The sequence below is a fragment of the Chitinophaga barathri genome (assembly GCF_003807585.1).
GTDB lineage: Bacteria > Bacteroidota > Bacteroidia > Chitinophagales > Chitinophagaceae > Chitinophaga > Chitinophaga barathri.
The window spans coordinates 516,031-535,275 of sequence record NZ_RMBX01000002.1 but is presented as its reverse complement, the minus strand read 5'-3'; the positions used below and the strand labels follow the sequence as shown (position 1 = coordinate 535,275).

Below are 19,245 nucleotides of genomic sequence, written 5' to 3'. Positions count from 1 at the left end.
AAACTGTGAAAACGCAATAACACACATTGAAAGATGAACAGCCAAAATTCCCTTTCCCGGTACGTTAAAATTTATCTCTGTTTCACCATCATCCTGTTTTTTTCTCCAGGCGCCATTTTCTCTCAATCCCTTACCCTGACGAAAAAACAGATGCATGAAGACCTGGATACCCTGATCAGTACCATCGCCCGTATCTCCCCGCATATCGCCATCAAAAAGGATGTGTGGAAATACGATGCTCTCCGGGAAATGAATGTCCTCGGTAAAGAGATAGACACGATCTCCTCCGATCTGTCGTATTACCTTCTCCTTCAAAAAGCCCTCACGCTTTCACAAGATATGCATACCAGTAGCTGGTTTCCCCTCTCCCCCTGGGCGCAGGCGCAGGATGAGGCCTACCGCCGCCAGCGTTCTTTGTTCAAAATGGCGATCCCCAACACGTACATGGATGGAAAGTACATCGTGCGGGAAGCTTTTACATATGGGAAGGACACCATTGGCATCGGGGCAGAGATCACGCACTTTGAAGGCAAGCCGGTGGACAGGTATGTACGAGGCCACCTGTCAGGCAGGTACTATGCTTATGACATAAAACATGGAAAATTCTTCGGCGCCGGTTTCTTCAAAAACCCGGAAACCATTTTTCGCGACAGCCTTACATTCACGTTTCGCCTTCCTTCCGGCAACAGTAGAACGTTAACTATGCCCACCCGCGAATTTACCCGCTACCTGCCTGTGGCATATAAGCGGAAACACGGCACCGGCATTACATTCTGGGAAGAAGAAAAAGTATTGTATATCCGCCTCACCGAAATGAATTCAGATTCTATTCCTTTCCTCCAACGGGAACTGGGCCGGTACAGGAGCCGTGTGCCTGAAATAAAAAGGATCATTATCGATTTCCGGGGAAACCCCGGCGGCGATGATATCACCTGGCAGTCGCTGTACGCGGCTATTATCCCGGAACGTATCAATTACCAGCTGAAAATAAGCGCCACCAAAAGTGTCGGAAAAGAAAAAGAATCATCACCCTTGCTGGCAAAATATAGATTGTACACGCTGGTTGACAAAACAGAGTCGCTGATGCCTTCGGATTCTTCCCTTCGTTTTACAGGACCTGTTTATGTGCTTTTTGAAGATCATTACTCCAGTGCCGGCAGCGCCATGATCGTCCCGAATGCACGGCCGGATGATCATTTTTACACCATCGGAAGAAGAACGGGGAATTTCCTCGGTGTAGGGTATGCTCCTTTGCTGTTCAAACTTCCGCATACAAGTCTGCCATACCGTGTAGCGCCGTCCATTGAAGTGACAGGCGCCAAAAAACCGGCGGACCTGATGCATGACAACCTGGAGATCGAAGTGCCCTATGATATCCGCGATTTTATCTCCACCAGCCAATATTCCGGCGCACTCAACGATAAGGCTTACCTGCTTCAGTATGATCCTTTCATCAGGACAGTAATGCGGTTATAAAAAATATAAACTAACGAAATGAATCACCAGGAAGTAGTTCTGAATATCCGGTACGATGCCCGGATGAAGTCTGGCAAAAGATATTTGTCATTTACGAAGATATGCCCGGCTGGTTAGGCAGCGACGGCCCTTACTGGTTTAGCCAGGAAGAGGAGGACGATACAAAGTACATCTGGGCCTCGATTGAGCCGGGCGGCCTCCAGATTGCCGGGAATATGGAGGATGAGGAATGGAATGCCTGGATCGGAAAGTTTACCAGCGCGGCGTCCGCGGCATTAGGTTACCCGGTGGGCTGTGTATGGGATGGTTTTGGTTATGAGTAGCCAGGATGGGCTCTTTCACAGATTCCCTTTTTTCATCTCACTCACCGCACGATCCGCAGCCCTGGCTGTCAGCGCCATGTACAAAATAGACGGGCTTTGATTGCCCGTACTCGCCATCGCCGCGCCATCCGTTACAAATACGTTTTTGCAGTGATGCAGCTGGTTCCATTCATTCAGCAATGAGGTTTTCGGGTCGTTGCCCATCCTGCATCCGCCCATTTCATGAATGTCAAGGCCGGGCGGCTGGTGGTTGTCATATTGCTGAATATTTCTGCAGCCGGCTTTATCCAGCATTTCGGCGCTTTGGGTCAGGAAGTCGCGGATCATCCGTTCGTCGTTTTCGTCATAGTCCACGGATATTTTCAGCAACGGCATACCGAACTGGTCTTTCTGATCTTTACTCAGTTCTACTTTATTGGTTTCTTTGGGGATCGTTTCTCCCTGCATGTACATATAGGTTTCCCATCCGCCGGGCTCTGTCATGGCTTCTTTCAGCCCGGCACCCACGCCGGGAAGGTCTTTGTAAATTTTGTTAGCCCGGCGCGCGCCCATAAAAGTGGTAAAACCTCCTACGTAATCCGTGTCCTGTTTGTGCAGGTTCCTGTAATTGGCGATGATAGGCTCAGTCGGGTTTTTACCGAAATAATATTTGTCTTCCATACCATCCAGTTCTGCACTTACGGAAGCCCTGTAGTTGTGGAAGGCGACGTATTTTCCAAGCAGGCCGTTGTCATTGCCCAGCCCGTTCGGGAAACGGCCGGAAGTGGAATTCAGCAGCACAAGATTACTGTTCAGCGCGGAGGCATTTACAAATATGATACGCGCGAAAAAATCCGTTGTCTGTTTCGTATTGGCATCTATAATTCTTACGCCGGTAGCTTTTCCTTTCTGTTCATCGTAAATGATGGAATGCACTACGGAATGCGGCCGTACGGTGAGGTTGCCGGTTTTGCCGGCCCACGGCAGGGTGGAGGACACGCTGCTGAAATATCCGCCAAACGGGCATCCGCGCATACATAGATTCCTTGCCTGGCATTTGGCCCGGCCCTGCTCTATGTGGACCGGTTGCGGAGATGTAAGATGCGCCCAGCGTGCGTGTACAAGATGACGGTTCTTATAATGCGCGTTGATCTTTTGCCGGATATGCGCTTCCGCGCAATTCAGATCGAAAGGTGGCAGGAACTCGCCGTCCGGCATGGCTTCTATGCCATCGCGGGTGCCGCATACACCGATAAATTTTTCTACATGGGAATACCAGGGCTCCACATCCGCATACCCGATAGGCCAGCCGATGCCATACCCGTACCGCCGTGGCGCAGTGAATTCAAACTCGCTCCACCGCTGGCAGGCCCGCCCCCAGGTGAGCGACTTGCCACCAACCTGGTAGCCACGTATCCAGTCGAATGGTTTGTCCTGGATGTATGGGTGGTCTTTATCTTCTATGAAAAAATGCGCATTGTCTTCTCCAAACCCCGCCGCCTTGCTGATGAGCGGGTTCGCCAGCAGGAATTCTTTTGTCATCTGCCCGCGGTGTTTAAATTCCCAGGGCGATTTGGTGGCGGTGGGATAATCTTTGTTGTGCTCCACATTTCTGCCTCTTTCCAGCACCAGCGTTTTCAGGCCGTGGCCGCAAAGTTCTTTGGCCGCCCAGCCGCCGCTGATGCCGGAGCCGATCACAATGGCATCGAAAGTATTTTCTTCTTTACCTGTAGAATGGATATTGATCATAACGTGTCATTTTTCGCGGAGAAAGGAACGCCGGTATTTCAGCGGATTCATCTGGTAGTGATGGAGAAACTGCCTGTTAAAATTAGAAATATTATTGTAACCGCATTCGTAACACACGGCTGTAACGGAAAGTTCGTTTTCCTCCAGCAGCCGTGCGGCTTTCTGCAACCGAAGCTCCTGTACAAATCCCGAGAATGTCTTGCGCGTGCGCAGCGAGAAAAACCGTGAAAAGGCGTTTTCGTTCATATCCGCGATGGCGGCGGCTTCGCTCAGGCGGATGTCGCTTTCAAAGTTCGCGTGTATCCAGTCGAATACATTACTCAGCCGGTTGGCTTCTTTTGGATTATGCCCCACAAAAGACGATTGAGTAATAGCGGTAAGGCTTTTTGATTCAGCCATATCCTGCAGCATATCCACCAGGCACAGCCAGCGGCGCATGCCGGAGAGATGCACAATCTCTTGCAGCTTCTGGCTCACTTTGCGCTGGGTGGCGCCGCCAACGTCCAGCCCGCATACGGCGCGTTCGAAAAGTTTGCGTATCCGTTTTGTTTCAGGCAGGGCGATAAAATCTTCTCCCAGGGAAGACTCGGTGAAATGCACAACAATAGACCGGGCGCGCAGTGTAGAACCTTCTTCCAGGTATTTGTCATCGTTCCTGTAATGATGCGGCAGGTTTGGGCCGATAAAGGCGAGGTTGCCAGGCTGGAAGTCGGACAGGTGATCGCCGATGAAACGTTTCCCGGTACTTTCCGTTACCAGTACGATCTCATATTCGGGATGATAATGCCATGGAGTGGGATAATAACTGTAGTCGAAATCTTTTACAACGAAAGAATGGTTTTGCTCCTTTGGCAAATGTTCCAGCGCCGGCTTCATAACGATTGTATTATGCTTATAAGTTAACGCTTATTTGCCGGATTTTGCTATGAAAGTATAGAATTTAGGGTTAAAAATGGTGGTTTGGAAGAACCGGGATATCTAGCTTTGTTCATGTGCCACATACCATCCGTTGCTGTTCTCCCTCCGCGTAAGATCGCATACCACGTTCAACTATAACCACAGCCAAAACAGCACTCAGAAATGATACAAAAGATGATCCTGGTCATGGTGACGGCTTTCAGCGTTGCCGCAACAGCTCAACCTAAAAAACAACCCCATACCATTGCGCCGGTCGGCATCATAAAAGGTCTTAGCGACGAAGCATTGCTGGAAACGGTACAGCGGCAGACCTTCCGTTTCTTCTGGCATGGCGCTCATCCCGTGAGCGGGCTGGCGCTGGAAAGAAGTAATACTGTGCTGGCGGAGCATTACTGGGACTATATCAATGAAGCCTGGGACGAACCGAATTTCAGTACCACCCCGTTTGGCCCCGATGCCGGCGCCATCGGCGGTACGGGTTTTGGCATCATGAGCACCATCGTGGCCGTGGAAAGAGGTTGGATAGGCAGGGATACCGCTGTGGGAAGGCTCATCCGCATCGCGGACTTCCTGATCAACGCCGATTGTTACCACGGTATTTACCCCCACTTTATGAACGGCCGCACAGGTAAAACCATCAAATTCGACCGCCTGGATGATGCGGCTGACATAGTGGAAACCTCTTACCTGCTGATGGGTTTCCTCTGCGCCAGGGAATACTTCACCGGGGACGCCCCGCGCGAAAAGTACCTCCGCAAAAGGGTGGACCAGATGTGGGGCGCCGCCAACTGGAACTGGCATACGAACAACCAGGATAAACTGTTCTGGCACTGGAGCCCGAACAACGGTTTTGATATGAACTTCCCGGTATGGGGCTGGAACGAATGCCTGATCACTTACATTATGGCGGCTTCCTCTCCCCGTCACGGGATTTCGAAGGAGGTATACAACGGTTCATGGGCCGGCAGTAAAGGTTTCAGGAATGGAAATACTTACTACGGCATCAAACTGCCGCTGGGGAATTTTGACCGTGGCGGTCCATTGTTCTTTGAACAATACACTTTCCAGGGCATAGACCCCAACGGCCTGAAAGATTCGCTGGGCATCGATTACCAGGAACAGGCACGCGCGCATACGCTCATCAACAGGGCCTATTGTATCGAGAACCCAAAGAAATATAAAGGGTACAGTGAAAAATGCTGGGGCCTCACCGCCGGAGACAGTTACAAAGGGTACGCCGCACACTGCCCGGATACCGATCTGGGTGTTATCCAGCCCACCGCGGCTATTTCATCCATGCCTTTCACGCCAAAGGAAAGTATGCAGGCGCTGCGTTATTTCTACGAAGAAATGGGCGACAGGATCTGGAGCAAATACGGCTTTACGGACGGCTTCAGCATCCATCACAACTGGTATGCAAAATCGCACCTGGCCATAGACCAGGGGCCGATCGTGGTAATGATCGAAAACTACCGCACCGGCCTGCTCTGGAAACTGTTCATGAAAATACCCGATATACAGAACGGCATGAAAAAACTCGGCTTTCAAAGCCCCTGGATAAAATAATCACCTCAAACATTACATTATGGGACACTTTCAATTAACCGCAGCGCAGATCGAAGATTATCATAAGAACGGTTATGTGATCATCAGGAACTATCTCAGCGAAGGGGAAGTGCAAAGATTGCAGGACATTGCCTTTGCGGACGGCCTCATGCGGAAACACGCCTTTGATCTGAACGATCAGACCGGGAAAAAAACGAAACTGACACTCTGGTATGTGCCCGGCAACGATGCGTACGGCCTGCTCAGCAAAAGCAGGCGGATGGTGGAGTCGGCGGACAGGCTCATGGAAGGGGATACCCCCGTGTGTCATTTTCACAGCAAGCTGATGCAGAAGGAACCGCGTGTGGGCGGCGCCTGGGAATGGCACCAGGACTATGGTTACTGGTACAAAAATGAATTTTTATTCCCGGACCAGATGGTGTCCGTCATGGTCGCTATAACGGATGCAAACAAAGCGAACGGCTGCCTGCAGGTGATCCGGGGTTCGCATAAGATGGGCCGCATTGAGCATGGTTTTTCCGGTGAGCAGGTAGGCGCCGCCGATCATTACGTGACGCTTGCACTGAAAACGTTGGAGCTGGTGTATGTGGAGCTGAAAGCCGGTGACAGCCTCATTTTTCACCCCAACCTTTTGCACCGCTCCGAAGCCAATTTGTCCGAACATCCACGCTGGTCTTTGATATCTGTGTACAACAGGGCCGGCAATGTACCGTACAACGAACCTTCACAATCCAGCACCGTACCTGTGCAGATGGTGCCGGACGAAGCTTTGCTGGAATGGGCGGCTCAAGAGATCTCAGAAAATGCGGGTTTCCTCGAAAAGGATAAAGACGAAGCATTAAAATAAATGAAACATTTGCAGCAATATGATGACAGTGAACTGTTCCGCCTGGTGCGGGATGAGGATAGCAGTGCTGCATTTGAAGCCCTGTATAACCGGTATTGGGAAAAACTGCTGCTACACGCAAAACATAAAACCGGTTCAGAAGAAGATGCGGAGGAAATCGTGCAGCATGTGTTTATGAACATCTGGAAGACACGGAAAAACATTCATCTCCGGCATTCCTTTTATACATACATCGCATCCTGCGCGAAGTACGAAATACTGGCCATGCTGGTAAAACAGAAAAAACAAAAGGAAGCGCACAACAGTTTTTATGACGACGTTGCTGCCAGGCAGGACAACTATACGGCTGAATGGGTGGATTACGAATCCACCCGCCGGCAGTTGGAAGACACGATCCGCCACCTGCCGGATAAATGCAGGCTTGTATTCCGGATGAGCCGTGAAAGCGGCTTTTCCGAAAAACAGATTGCCGAAAAACTAAGTATCTCCCCCAAAACCGTACAGGCCCACATGACGCGAGCATTGAAACTACTGCGTACGATCATGCAGCACCGCTTGTTTTTTTTCCTCAAAGTCCTCCTTCTGATTCAACAATAAAGTTGCAGTAAAGAAAAACATCCGGGTCGATTCCTTTCATGCGCGCCAGCTTTTCCGCGGCCAGCTGTAAAGGTATGATGTTGATGACCGGGCTGAACAGCCATGGACATGATGGAACATATACGGTATGCCCTTTCAGCCTGCCGGGCAGCTCCTGCCCGATGGACAGCACATTCACTTTTTTTCCCACAAGATCATTGATCAGTTTTACATCATGATCCCTCGCGATGTTGTTTTCCAGCCACACCGCCATATTGAGCGGGTTGTCGATGATTTCCTGCGGCCCGTGCCTGAAAGCGCCGGTGGTAAGGGCGGCGGCGGGTTGTTTGGCCACTTCTTCCCAGAGCAACATGCTTTCATGAGCGGAGGCAAGGCTCGCACCTCTTGCGGTAAAGTAAGTATGCCCGTTTTTTTCCGGCCACGAAGTTGTTTCGATGATATCCTGCCATTCCTTTAGCCGGCCATTTACTTCCCGGAGCGATTCCATGAGCTCGTCGTATATCAGCAGTCCGGGGGATTGTGGCCTGAAATACTGCGTCAGCAGCAAACCCGTGAGAATGATAGAAGAATAGGTGCTCACGGAAATGCTGTGGTCAAATCTTACGCTGGTGAGCAGGCACGCATCCGAACTTTCCGCCAGCGGGCTGTCCGCGGCATTGGTAATACTGATAACGGCCGCTTTCGCCAGTTTACATTTAGGCAGGGCCTGCACCAGCTCCACGCTTTTCCCGCTCCGCGACAGGAAAAGGACCGCTGAATCCGGCGGTATCCTGGTGAAATAAAGAAAGTCCGCCGCATCGCATAAAACGGCCTGTACGCCCGCTTCATTAAAAGCCGCCTGGATAGCGATGCCCGCGCTCCAGCTGGCGCCGATGGCGGTGATAAAAACATTTTTTGCACCGGTGATCAGCCCGGCTGATTTTTTTAAGGCCCCACTGCCCTTGTCCACGCTGTGTTGCAGCGATTGCAGCAACTGGTCCGGCTGGTCAAGTATATCTTGTAAGTAACGGCTCATCCTGGTGATTTTTCGCTGTGACTGATTTGTGTTTCGATGCCGCCCAACCCCTGGAGACTGGCTACTGCGCAGCGGAAACCATTATGAATACATTCCGCCGGTGTTTTACCGGAAAGCCAGGAGAAAATGAACCCCGCGTCAAAGTTGTCTCCGGCACCGGTGGTGTCCGCAATCCGCAGGTTGTCGGTGAGCGCGGATGGGACGGGATAATATTGGGAACCGGATCCGGTGAAGATCATTGCGCCATTTTCTCCCATTTTGATGACGGTCAGCGGGCAGCGTTCCGCCAGGAAAAGGCCCGCTTCCATGAGATCGTTTTTGCCGCTGATGGCTTTGGCCTCTGCTTCATTGGGCAGGAATACGTCCGTGAGCGGCAGCAGCTGCAATACATTTTCCCAGTTACCGAAAGGGTCCCAGTTGGTATCGAGTGAAATGCTGACGCCGGTGTTCCTCAACTGTTGCAGCCAGCCGGGCCATGCGGGGATCATATTTTCGAGCAGGAAATATCCGCCGATGTGCCAGTGGCGGGTTTGATGCAGTAGTGCTCCGGTTAGCAGCTGAGGGGCGGTTTTGTTCATCGCGCCGAGATAGGTGAGCATGGCGCGGTCTCCTTTGCAGGATATGTTCAGGCCCATGGGCGTTTTTTCAGTATCATGGATGGTGATCAGGCGGGTGTCCACACCGGCTTCAGTCAGCCGGTTCAATACGATCTGCCCGGCCATGTCTTTGCCTGTGCTGCCCAGCAGGGCGATGTTTCCGCCCAGCCTGGCGAACTGGCAGGCGAAAATGCCTACAGAGCCGCCGAGGTCGAACATATAATCATCGGCCAGCAGTTCCACCTGGTTGAACTGTGGCTGCACGGGGCTGCTCACGATCATGTCGAAGCAGAGATCGGCAACGGAAAGAATATCATATTTCATACAAGGCTGCTATATGGGTTCGGCGGTTTTATACTGACTGCTTTAGTATTTCATTCAGAAGGTCTTCCAGCAGGGAAGTACAGCTTTCACATCCCGTTCCCGCACCAGTAGCCCTTTTGACTTCATCCAGCCGGGTGAGATCATTTTCCCGGATATCTGCCACAATAGCGCCTTTGCAGACGCCTTCACACAAACAGATCACCGTATTGTCCGGCAGGCTGGTGATAGTTTCGGTGCTGCCTGCCTGGAAGGTGATCAGGGCAACCGGGTCGCCGGTGATCTTTACGCGGTTGCGCTGCATATGAAAGAGGCGGGCGCTGCCCATGGTATCTCCTACAAATATACCGCCCAGCACGTACTGACCATCAGGGGAAATGTTAATCCTTTTGTAAGCCCCGGCTTCGCTGTTCACCAACGCAATGTGAGGCTGTATGCCCAGCGCATCGCCAAAAGAGGTTACACTTACTTCTATCACTTTCAGTTTTGTAAGCGGCAGGTGGCCGCCAAAAACTTTGTAGATCTTTCCAAGCCTTGCCGCTACTACTTCCGCCATTTCAAAACAAGGCGCAGCCAGCCCCCATATTTTCCCGTCTGAAAGGGCGCATTCGCCAATTGCGAAAATATTTTCATCGGAAGTAAGGTTGTAGTTATTCACTACGATACCGCCTGCATCACCCATGTTCAGCCCACAGGCACGCGCCAGTTCGTCGCGTGGGCGGATGCCGGCGGAGATGACAATGATATCCGCGGGAATGAACGTGCCGTCGGCACATTCTATGCCTTCACCGGAAATATGTTTCGCCTGTTTGCTGCAATGGATGTGCAACCCGATTGTTTCCAGCTGCTGCCGGAGTATAGCCGCGCCTTCCGTATCCAGCTGGCGGGGCATCAGGTGAGAAGCCGTTTCTACAATACTGGTGTGAAGCCCTTCCTGCATCAAGGCCCTGGCTGCTTCCAGCCCGAGGATGCCGCCACCCAACACTACTGCGCGTTGGCCTTTTTGAATAAAAGCCTGTATCGCATGGAGGTCTTCTAATGTGCGGTACAGAAACACGCCAGGCAGATCGCAGTTTTTGATCGGCGGCACAAATGGAACAGAGCCCGTAGCCAGCACCAGCGTATCATATGATGTCGTTTCTCCTGTATCGGTTTTGAGCAGTTTCTCTTCACGGTTTATTTCCACGACCCGCTGGCCCGTCTTTAAGATTATTTTATTTTGTGCATACCAGGCAGCCGTAGCCAGGTAAAGCTTTTCGGCAGACCTGCCGGCAAAAAAATCCGTAAGATGAATGCGGTCGTAGGCAGGATGTTTTTCCTCCCCATACACCACCAGGTCAAATTGTTTGCCCAGCCTGTATTTCACGAATTTCTCGCAGAACTTGAACCCTGACGGCCCGTTGCCAATCAAAACCAGTTTCTTCTTTTTTACCGGGTCGATCGTTGTCCGTTTCATATTACCGCGGTTTGGTAAGGCCCTGGCGCATCCTGTTCAGGTACCAGGTATGAAAATTGACCACATCTTCTTCCGAAGGCGCCATGGGGCCGGGCTCGTATTTAGAGGAACGGATACCTTTCTGGTTATTTTCACACAGGTGCCAGTCCTGCTCGCCTGTGATCTTCCAGAACTCCGTCAGCCGTTCCAGCTCGTAATCCATACCTTCTTCCGCTTTGCCGTCCACCAGCCATGTCAGGTCCACCATAGACCGTGTGGCATCTATCGGGGTGATGCGCATGGCCCAGATGTAATCGCTTACTCCATCCATCCAGAAGTTGGGATAATTGATGAGGCCCACTACACCGCTGTCGTATTGTGTGTGACGGCCCATCAGCGGGGCGGCGGGTTTGCCGTCCAGCGTGTAACTTTCCATACCGGGGCGGAGCGGGTAACGCGTAGCATAATGACTGGCTTCCGGGCCGTTTTCGATGGTGGCGGAAGCAAGGCCCTGCTGCTGCCAGGTCACCATACTGTCCTGCAATACGGTGTCCCGGTTTTCTACAAGGTTCGCGCCTACCACCACACTGCAATATTCGATGTGTACGGGGCCGCAATGGTAACATTCACGGAAATTTTCTCCGATCAGTTTCCAGTTGGCCTCCAGTTCGTACCGGTCGCGGTACGCAACTTTTGCTCCTTCCAGCTGGTAAGGTTGCAGGTAAGGCGCAAGGTCTGCGGATTCCTGTGAGAAGTCCGGCGGATTGTCCGCCAGTGAAATAAAGATCGCTCCGGCAACGTTGGTGAGATGTACGGAATGAAGCCCGAACTGGCTTTTGTCAAAATCATCGGGCATCAGCCGGGCGTTCCTGAGCTGGCCTTCTTTATCATACACCCAGTTGTGATATGGGCATTTCAGTTTGTCCTCATGGCCCCGCTCTTCAATGCAGATGGCCGATCCCCTGTGCCGGCAGGAATTATGATGGGCGTAAATTTTCCCGTCATCGTTGCGGATAATGATCACGGACTGGTCCAGTATGGCGTAGGTGAAATAATCACCGGGCTCCGGTATTTCGCAGGAGAAACCGGCAAACAACCAGTTGTGTTTCCAGATGGCATCCGCTTCCTGGTCCAGCACCTGCCGGCTCATGTAAAAATCACGGGGCAGGCTCCATCCTTTTTTATATTGTTCCAGTAGTTGCTCCATAAGATGAATTTTTTAAAGTAAGGTTGTTTCCGGCATAACCATTGGCCTGGGGCCGGAAGGTTTTATCAGCAGCCACAACGATGCGGCGCCTACGATCAGGACAAGCAGGCTGAATATGCCGAAAACCTGTTGCATGGGCATGTTTTCATACAATCTGCCTATCGCAATATTCCCCAGTACGGCTCCCGCGCCGAAATACATGGCCCATAGCATGGATTGGCCGGTGGTCCTCCATTGCGCCGGTACTTTTGCGTTCACAAACTCCACGGATGCGAGCCACAGCAAGGTCCAGGTGATGCCGTTCAGGCTTTCGATGCCGATCACCGCATAAGGATTGCTGTTGAGATAATAGAGCAGCAGGCGAAGGGCCGTGCCGAAGATGGCAATGATCAATACCTTCCCCGGCGCTGTTTTGCGCAGCAGCCATGCGGCAATGAAATAAAACGGCAATTCACTCAATGCCTGTACACCAATAGCGGTACCGGTTACGGAAGATGATGCGCCTATTTCACGCATGTAAACGGTCAGGAAAAATGAACTGGCGGATTGTGCGATGGACACGATCATGACGACCAGTAAAAAAATGAGCAGCACCTTGTTGCCCAATGTGCGGCCCAGTTCTTTAAAACTGAGATCGGCGGCTGAAACGGCGGGTGTTGTTTTTTCAAACCTGGTGGCAGGCAGCCAGGCCAGCAACAGAAAAGCGGCGCTGAGATAAAATATCACATTGCTGCCATAAGTTTCCGTGAGTATACCGGTAAGCCAGGCGCCCAGCCCGAAACCGGGCGCGCCCCAGAAACGCAGGCTGCTGTAGGAAGCCTTTGGGTGAAGCGCGGCATGGTCGAGCGTAATGCTGTCCAGCAGCGGCAGCACGGGAGTCTGGAAAACAGAGAATAAAAAGATCATCCCGCCGGTGAGCCAGGTTCCTTTTGCCATGAACGGGAACAGGGCAAATAACAACGCGGCGGCGATGGTAGCAAAATGGAAGCAGCGCATCTTCCCCGCCCGGTCCGCCAGTATGCCCCAGAAAGGTTGTACCAGCAGCATCACCAGCCAGGGGATAGCGGAGAGATATCCCATCTCCGTGCCGCGCATGCCCTGGTCTTCCAGCCAGAGGTTCAGGCTGGGCATCCAGCTGCCGAGAGAAGCAAAACTGAACAGGAAAACAACCCGGTAGCGGTTGTTTCCTGTCAGTATATGTTGCATAGTTGCCATTAGCTTACGATGGGCCAGGGGAAGGAAGACTTCAGCGGGATCCGTTTGCCGGTACGCTGCGATTCATTGGCCGCTTCGATGATCTCCAGCACATGCAGGGAATGTTCTACATTGATCAGCGGTTTTTTGCCGGTGGAAAGATATTCGCAGATCACGGACGCGCCTTCCTGCCACACATAAGTGCCTGGATCTTCTACAAAACGTTTGGTGGAAGGATTGTCGTGGGTGGCCATGTCCACACCGGAAGGTTTCCAATCGTAACCTACCATGTGCATATTGCCTTTGCTGCCATACACGGAGATTGTAGGCCGCTCCTGGCCGGTGCCCTGATGGCCGTACGGATCGAAATAATTGAAGCCGCACTGGATATGCGATAATACGCCGCTGCCGTGATCGAACAGCACCTGCGCATTGTCTTCCGCTACCACCGGTATCGTACCTTTATCATTCACTTTACGGGAGGGAGTGATCACGTTCACCATGGCCACTACCGATTTGGCGGGGCCGAAGAGGCCGGTGAGCGTGGCGATATTGTACACGCCAAGGTCCGGCAGGCTGCCGCCGTTTTTTTCATAGAAAAAAGCAGACCAGTTGGGCCCTTCATGACCGTAATGGCCGTGTGCCGCAGCGATCTTCCCGAGGTTGCCTTCATTCACCTGTTTGGCCATAAAAGCAAACTGCGGGCTGTTCACCACCGCGGGCGCTCCCCAGATCTGCACGCCTTTATTTTTGGCCATGGCCAGTATTTCAACACCGTCCTGGTAAGTGGTTGCCAGCGGTTTTTCGCACCATACGTTTTTGCCCGCGGCGATCGCGATCTTATTCAGGCGGCCATGCTCCTGCATATTCGTCGTGTTGATGAGCAGGTCAAAAGGTACGCCGGCCAGCATTTTGTCGATATGCGGATAGGCGGTGGCGCCGCTGATCTTTTTGGCGGCTTTTTCCGCGCGCTCGGGTTTGATGTCGCAGAGGCTTACCACTTCAGCATACTGGCAGGTGGCAAGATGGGGGAGGTATACGCCGGATACGCTGCCGCAGCCGATGAGGCCAACCCGTATTTTCCTGTTGAGCGGCGTGAATGGCTGCTGTGGTGTGCTGACAGATGCAAATGCTGCCGGAGACAGCAGGGCGGCGGCGCCTAATACGCTTACGTTGCTTAAAAAGTCTTTCCTGGTCATGTTCTTCATGTGTGCGAGTTTAATAGATGTATGTAGTTTGAATGGAGGGAACTCAGTACCCTTCGTTCTGTTCCAGTTTGTTGTTCGCGTCTATCGCGGCCTGCGGTATGGCATACAGCAGGTATTTGGTATCGCTGGTAAATGGTTTGAAAGGCGGGCGCGCCTGGAGGAATTTACCGTAGCGGATCATATCCTGTCGGGTAAAACCTTCCCAGGCCAGCTCGAACCTTCTTTCTTTGTAAACGTTTTCCAGCGTCACGGAGCCGTACAGTTTGGCGGGATCGGCAAAGGCCCTCGCACGTATGCTGTTCACCAGCGCGGTAGCTTCCCCGTTGCTGCCACCGTTGCGGAGAATGGCTTCGGCTTTCATGAGGTACACATCCGCCAGCCTGAAAATGTGGAAGTCGTTTTCCATGCTGTTGCTCAGCCCCGGTTCAAATTCCCACTTCTTTATTCTCGCGCCTTCTTCCTGGTTGATCCATCCCCAGCCGTCAGGGCCGGGCTCGTTCATCACCATATCCACGGTGTGGATCAGCGGGCGGCCATGGGGCGTCATGATGATATTGCCGGAAGGGTCTTTCATCGGGCCGATGAGGAAAGTAGCGGCATACCTGGCATCCGCCGGATCAAATTCTTTCACATAAGCGGGGTTGGCCGCAATGCCGTTCCAGGGGCTGATGCTCAGGCCCAGCGCGATAGGATCGAAATAATGAAGGGTGTTGAGCGCGATATTGTTTTGCCTGCCGGTGCCGCCGGATTTGAATGCGGCAGAGAATATCGCTTCGCGGGAAATGTGATTGTTCGGAACAAAATTGATCTCCCATTTTTCAAGCTGGTAGGGCATGGACAGTACGGTGTCGCAAGCCTGTATACATTCCTGCCATTTAGCGCCGCCCGCAGGGTTCCAGACCTGTGCGTTGAGGTACATTTTTGCCAGCAGCATGTAAGCCGCGCCACGGGTCATTTTACCATAACTGGCGAGTGTGGCCACATCTCTTCTCAGTTTGTCCTTAATATCGTTCAGCTCGGAAACGATGAAGTTGTATACCTCCGCGCGTGGTTTGGTCGCGGGCTGACTTTTATCCAGGAAGTCAGTCACGATAGGTACATTCCCGTAATGATCGCAGAGGATGTAGTACCAGAAAGCACGTACGCCCCTGATCTCCGCCAGTATCTGTTCTTTCAGGTCGGGTACAATGGCTTTGTTGATGTCTATCTGGTAATAGATCTGGTTGCAAAGCGCAATGTTCGCTGACGGACCGAAAAACGATTCGTTGAACCCGCTGCTGCTGGCGTTCCATTTATGTTGCATGCTTTCCTTGTACATAGGCTCGCTCCAGTCCCCGCCTTTGAAGCCGGGTATGGCGATCATGTCTGAAGAAAGGCCGTCCATGGTGACGTAGGTGTCCCAGTCGATGCCGTGCAGCTTCAGGCCGCTGTAAATGGAGCCTACCAGCGCGTTGATCTGCTCTTGGTTTTTTCCGAAATCGTCCACGGACACCTGCGTGTACAGTTTCTCATCCAGGTTGGTACAGGCCGGCGTCAGCACTGTAAAGATCAGGATGGTGAGTATCGGTAATCTGAAATTTTTCATGACGTTTGTTGTTGGCTGTTTAGAAATTAAGATCAACACCAAATGAATAAGTCCGGGCTTTCGGGACAAATACCGTTTCCAGCACACCGGGCGCTAGCCCGCTCATGTTCACTTCGGGGTCCAGTCCTCTGAACTTCGTGATCACAAACAGGTTCTGCGCGGTGAAATAAAGGCGTATCCCGCTGATGCCTCTCCAGGGCTTTTCTATCACGTTGTATGAAAGGCTGGCATTGTCCAGCCGGAGGAAAGAACCTTTTTCGATATAATAGCTGGAGTATTTCGGATCGTCGTTGATGCCGTTGGTGAGCGCATCTTTCATCACGTTGGAGCCGGGCAGCCATTTTTTGTTGGCGTATTGCAGCCGGGGATTGTTCAGCACGTCATTGCCATATACGCCTCTCAGGAAAAAGGAAAGGTTAAAACGTTTGTAGGCGAATGAGTTGAAGATGCCGTAGGTAAAGCGTGGGAGGGCCTGACCGATGTAGGTGTAATCGAGGCTGTTGATCTCCCCGTCTTTATTCAGGTCTTCAAAGATGAATTTACCGTTTTCGTCCAGCCCGTTTGATTTCCAGCCGTAAAAAGTACCTACTTCCCGGCCTTCTTCTATGATGTGACTGGTAAGATTACCCGAACCGCGAAGGGCGATGCCGCCGGTTTTGATATTTTCTGTCTGGTACAGGTCGTTCGAGAGCCTGTTCACCACGTTTTTGTTCGTGGCAAAATTCACGGAGCTGGTCCAGCGGAAATCTTTTGTACGAATGTTTTCTGTATTAATAGCCAGTTCAAAACCGGTATTGGTCATATCGCCCACATTGGCAAGGGTAGTGGGGAACAGGTTGGGTGGCACGGGCACGTTGTAGACGTACAGCAGATCGCTGGTTTTTTTCACGTAATAATCAAGGGTGCCGGAAATACGGCTGTTGAGGATCGCAAAGTCGATACCGGCATTCAGGGTGGAGGTTTCTTCCCATTTCAGGTTGGGGTTGTCATTCTGTACGTAACGGTAAGTGTTCCTCCAGCGCCCGTTGTCGTAATATTCATCGCCTCTGCCGTACAGCGCAATGGAACTGTATGGGCCGATGCCTTCCTGGTTGCCCACTACGCCGTAACCCACTCTCAGTTTCAGGTCATTCACCAAGGGGTTTCCTTTCATGAATGTTTCTTCGGAAAGGATCCAAGCGGCGGAGGCGGAAGGGAAGATCCCCCATTTGTTGTTGTTGCCGAATTTGGAAGAGCCGTCGCGGCGGAGCGTGGCGCTCACCGTGTATTTGCTGTTGTAGCTGTAGTTCACTCTCCCGAAGAACGAGATCAGTTTGCTCAGTTCTTTGGCGGAGCCAACGTCGTTGGGGAAAAGGCTTTCACCGGCGGCGAGGTTGTTGTATTCAAACTGGTCTGTAATAAAACCGCGGTTCGAGGCTTTCATATATTGCATGAAGTTTTCTTCATAAGAATAACCACCCAGTACTTTCAGGTGGTGCTGCTCGAAGGTTTTGTCGTATTCGCCGGTAAGCTCCATCAGGTTTTTGTCCCATACGCTGTTTTCGCGCAGGGCATAACCATGGTCCGTTCTGCCTGCCTGTGTGGTAATGGCGTTGTAGCGGCTGCCATCCTGTGTGCTCCGTTGTTTGAAGAGGTTTACGCTGGCGGTGAACCCTTCGAACAGCGTCGCCCTGATATTACCATTGCCATACAGCTGGCTGGTTTTGGTAAGATTGCGGTTTTCTGTGAGGTTGTGTACGGGGTTCCCCTGTTCCCAATCGTATTTTTCAAACCAGCTGCCATCGGGATTTTTGATGGTGTATACGGGCAGCATGGTATAAGCCAGCACGGAATTATAACTATTGGTGGGGGAGAAGTCGCTTTGCACGGCGCCCGCTACCAGCGAGAGGTTCACTCTTCCGTCCAGTATTTTCTGGTTCACGGAAAACAAAGCGTTGAACCTTTTCATATCGTTGTCGCTCATGATGCCCTCACGGTTCAGATAGTTCAGCGACGCGCGGTAATTACCTTTATCGTTGCCACCGGATACGGACAGGTTGTTGTTGTAGGAAACGCCGGTACGCATGATCTCTTTGAACCAGTCCGTATCGCCGCCTACATCCAGCCCGGTCACGTCCATGCCGTTTTCTTTGGTGTATGCGCGCCAGTCGGAGGCGGAGAGCAGTTCTGGTTTGTTGGATACCTGGTCTATGGCAATGTAGTTGTTGAACTGCACTTTGGCCTGCCCGCTTTTACCCTTTTTGGTGGTGATGAGTATCACGCCGCTGGCCGAGCGGGAGCCGTAAATGGCGGTGGCTGCGGCATCTTTCAGCACGCTGATGGATTCGATGTCCTGCGGGGATACGGAATTCATATCCATGCCGGGCACGCCGTCTATCACCACAAAAGGCGCGCTGGACGCGGTGAGGGACGAAGAACCTCTCAGGCGGATGGTCTGCTTGGCGGTCACGTCGCCGGTTTCCGTGGTCACGGTGAGGCCGGCTACTTTGCCCTGTAGCAGGTCTGCCGCAGTTTGTGTAACGCCTTTGTTAAAATCTTTTTCGGACACTACGGCGATGGAGCCGGAGATATCCTTTTTCTGCTGTGTGCCATAACCTACTACCACTACTTCGTTCAGGCTGGTTTCGGAGCGGACCAGTTTTACGTTGATAGCGGTTTTGCCGGCGGTGGTTATTTCCTGCGGGGAAAAGCCGGTGTAACTAAATACCAATACGCCATGCTGCGGGATGCTGATGGTATACTTACCGTTTACATCCGTGCTGGTGCCGCTGGACGTGCCTTTCAGCTGGATAGTGACGCCCGGTAAAGGCACGCCGGTATCATCCGTCACCGTGCCGCTGATCTCAACGGCGGAGACGGCCAGCAGCGAAGTTGCCGGGGCGGCGGTTTCCCGGGGGACCACCACGATCGTCTTTTTTACGATCTGGTATGTAAGGGGCTGTTCCTTAAATGCAAGGTCCAGCACCTGCTCCAGCGAGGCGTTTTTGACGGAGATGCTTACGCTGCGGGTGTTTTCCAGTTGTTTGCTGCTGCAGATGAATAAATACCCGCTTTGTTTTTTGATTTCGGTAAAGATCTGTTCGAGCGATACGTTTTTGTAGGAGAACGTAAGCGACTGGCTGTAGGTTTTGGCGTGTACCTGCAGGCTGAACAGGATTAAGAACATATAAACAAGCTTCCGGAAAGGAAAGGAAGGGATACGCGGTATCAGCCGGCCACCTGGGCCGCC

General features: G+C 52.1%; 15 protein-coding genes. 5 read left to right on the top strand and 10 right to left on the bottom strand.

Translation table 11 applies throughout. The features are described 5' to 3' along the window. Positions 1-33 precede the first annotated feature (33 nt). Positions 34-1,476, top strand: a complete 1,443-nt coding sequence (locus EG028_RS05290) for a S41 family peptidase (RefSeq protein ID WP_120515253.1) — start codon at positions 34-36, stop codon at positions 1,474-1,476. Between the two features lie 101 nt (positions 1,477-1,577). Beyond that, on the top strand, positions 1,578-1,799 hold the full coding sequence (locus EG028_RS05285; RefSeq protein WP_206614382.1) for a hypothetical protein: 222 nt from the start codon (positions 1,578-1,580) through the stop codon (positions 1,797-1,799). Positions 1,800-1,814: 15 nt separating this feature from the next. Here the strand turns inward: EG028_RS05285 and EG028_RS05280 are convergent, their stop codons facing one another. Then, positions 1,815-3,527, bottom strand: coding sequence for a GMC oxidoreductase (locus EG028_RS05280; RefSeq protein WP_120515254.1), 1,713 nt, complete (start codon positions 3,525-3,527; stop codon positions 1,815-1,817). Positions 3,528-3,533: 6 nt separating this feature from the next. Next, on the bottom strand, positions 3,534-4,403 hold the full coding sequence (locus tag EG028_RS05275; protein ID WP_120515255.1) for a helix-turn-helix domain-containing protein: 870 nt from the start codon (positions 4,401-4,403) through the stop codon (positions 3,534-3,536). A 204-nt stretch (positions 4,404-4,607) separates the two neighbouring features. Between EG028_RS05275 and EG028_RS05270 the strand changes: the two genes are divergently transcribed. The 3 genes from EG028_RS05270 to EG028_RS05260 are packed head-to-tail and all read left to right on the top strand — an operon-like array spanning position 4,608 to position 7,455. Beyond that, positions 4,608-6,011, top strand: a complete 1,404-nt coding sequence (locus tag EG028_RS05270; protein ID WP_206614383.1) for a glucoamylase family protein — start codon at positions 4,608-4,610, stop codon at positions 6,009-6,011. A gap of 19 nt (positions 6,012-6,030) precedes the next feature. Next, complete coding sequence (locus EG028_RS05265) at positions 6,031-6,858, top strand: phytanoyl-CoA dioxygenase family protein (RefSeq protein ID WP_120515256.1); 828 nt, start codon at positions 6,031-6,033, stop codon at positions 6,856-6,858. Further along, entirely contained in the window at positions 6,859-7,455 is a 597-nt protein-coding gene (locus EG028_RS05260) for an RNA polymerase sigma-70 factor (RefSeq protein WP_120515257.1), read from the top strand. It begins immediately after the preceding gene. On the opposite strand, the gene EG028_RS05255 is transcribed toward EG028_RS05260, so the two are convergent. The 8 genes from EG028_RS05255 to EG028_RS05220 are packed head-to-tail and all read right to left on the bottom strand — an operon-like array spanning position 7,427 to position 19,182. Beyond that, the gene (locus EG028_RS05255) at positions 7,427-8,470 is read right to left on the bottom strand and encodes an SIS domain-containing protein (RefSeq protein WP_120515258.1); all 1,044 of its coding nucleotides are present in this window, start codon (positions 8,468-8,470) and stop codon (positions 7,427-7,429) included. The two genes, EG028_RS05260 and EG028_RS05255, sit on opposite strands and share 29 nt — an antisense overlap. Further along, positions 8,467-9,390 (bottom strand): carbohydrate kinase family protein, encoded by a 924-nt coding sequence (locus EG028_RS05250; RefSeq protein ID WP_120515259.1) that lies wholly within the window; start codon positions 9,388-9,390, stop codon positions 8,467-8,469. The genes EG028_RS05255 and EG028_RS05250 overlap by 4 nt, the downstream gene beginning before the upstream one ends. A gap of 28 nt (positions 9,391-9,418) precedes the next feature. After that, on the bottom strand, positions 9,419-10,843 hold the full coding sequence (locus tag EG028_RS05245; protein WP_120515260.1) for an FAD-dependent oxidoreductase: 1,425 nt from the start codon (positions 10,841-10,843) through the stop codon (positions 9,419-9,421). Position 10,844: 1 nt separating this feature from the next. Beyond that, positions 10,845-12,029, bottom strand: a complete 1,185-nt coding sequence (locus EG028_RS05240) for an aromatic ring-hydroxylating oxygenase subunit alpha (protein ID WP_120515261.1) — start codon at positions 12,027-12,029, stop codon at positions 10,845-10,847. A 12-nt stretch (positions 12,030-12,041) separates the two neighbouring features. After that, positions 12,042-13,235 carry an MFS transporter gene (locus EG028_RS05235; RefSeq protein WP_162946279.1) on the bottom strand — a complete coding sequence of 398 codons (1,194 nt, stop codon included), beginning with the start codon at positions 13,233-13,235 and terminating at the stop codon, positions 12,042-12,044. 8 nt (positions 13,236-13,243) lie between these two features. Continuing rightward, entirely contained in the window at positions 13,244-14,431 is a 1,188-nt protein-coding gene (locus EG028_RS05230) for a Gfo/Idh/MocA family protein (RefSeq protein WP_206614384.1), read from the bottom strand. A 43-nt stretch (positions 14,432-14,474) separates the two neighbouring features. Next, positions 14,475-16,016, bottom strand: coding sequence for a RagB/SusD family nutrient uptake outer membrane protein (locus EG028_RS05225; RefSeq protein ID WP_120515263.1), 1,542 nt, complete (start codon positions 16,014-16,016; stop codon positions 14,475-14,477). Between the two features lie 19 nt (positions 16,017-16,035). Further along, on the bottom strand, positions 16,036-19,182 hold the full coding sequence (locus EG028_RS05220; RefSeq protein ID WP_162946281.1) for a TonB-dependent receptor: 3,147 nt from the start codon (positions 19,180-19,182) through the stop codon (positions 16,036-16,038). Between the last annotated feature and the right edge of the window lie 63 nt (positions 19,183-19,245).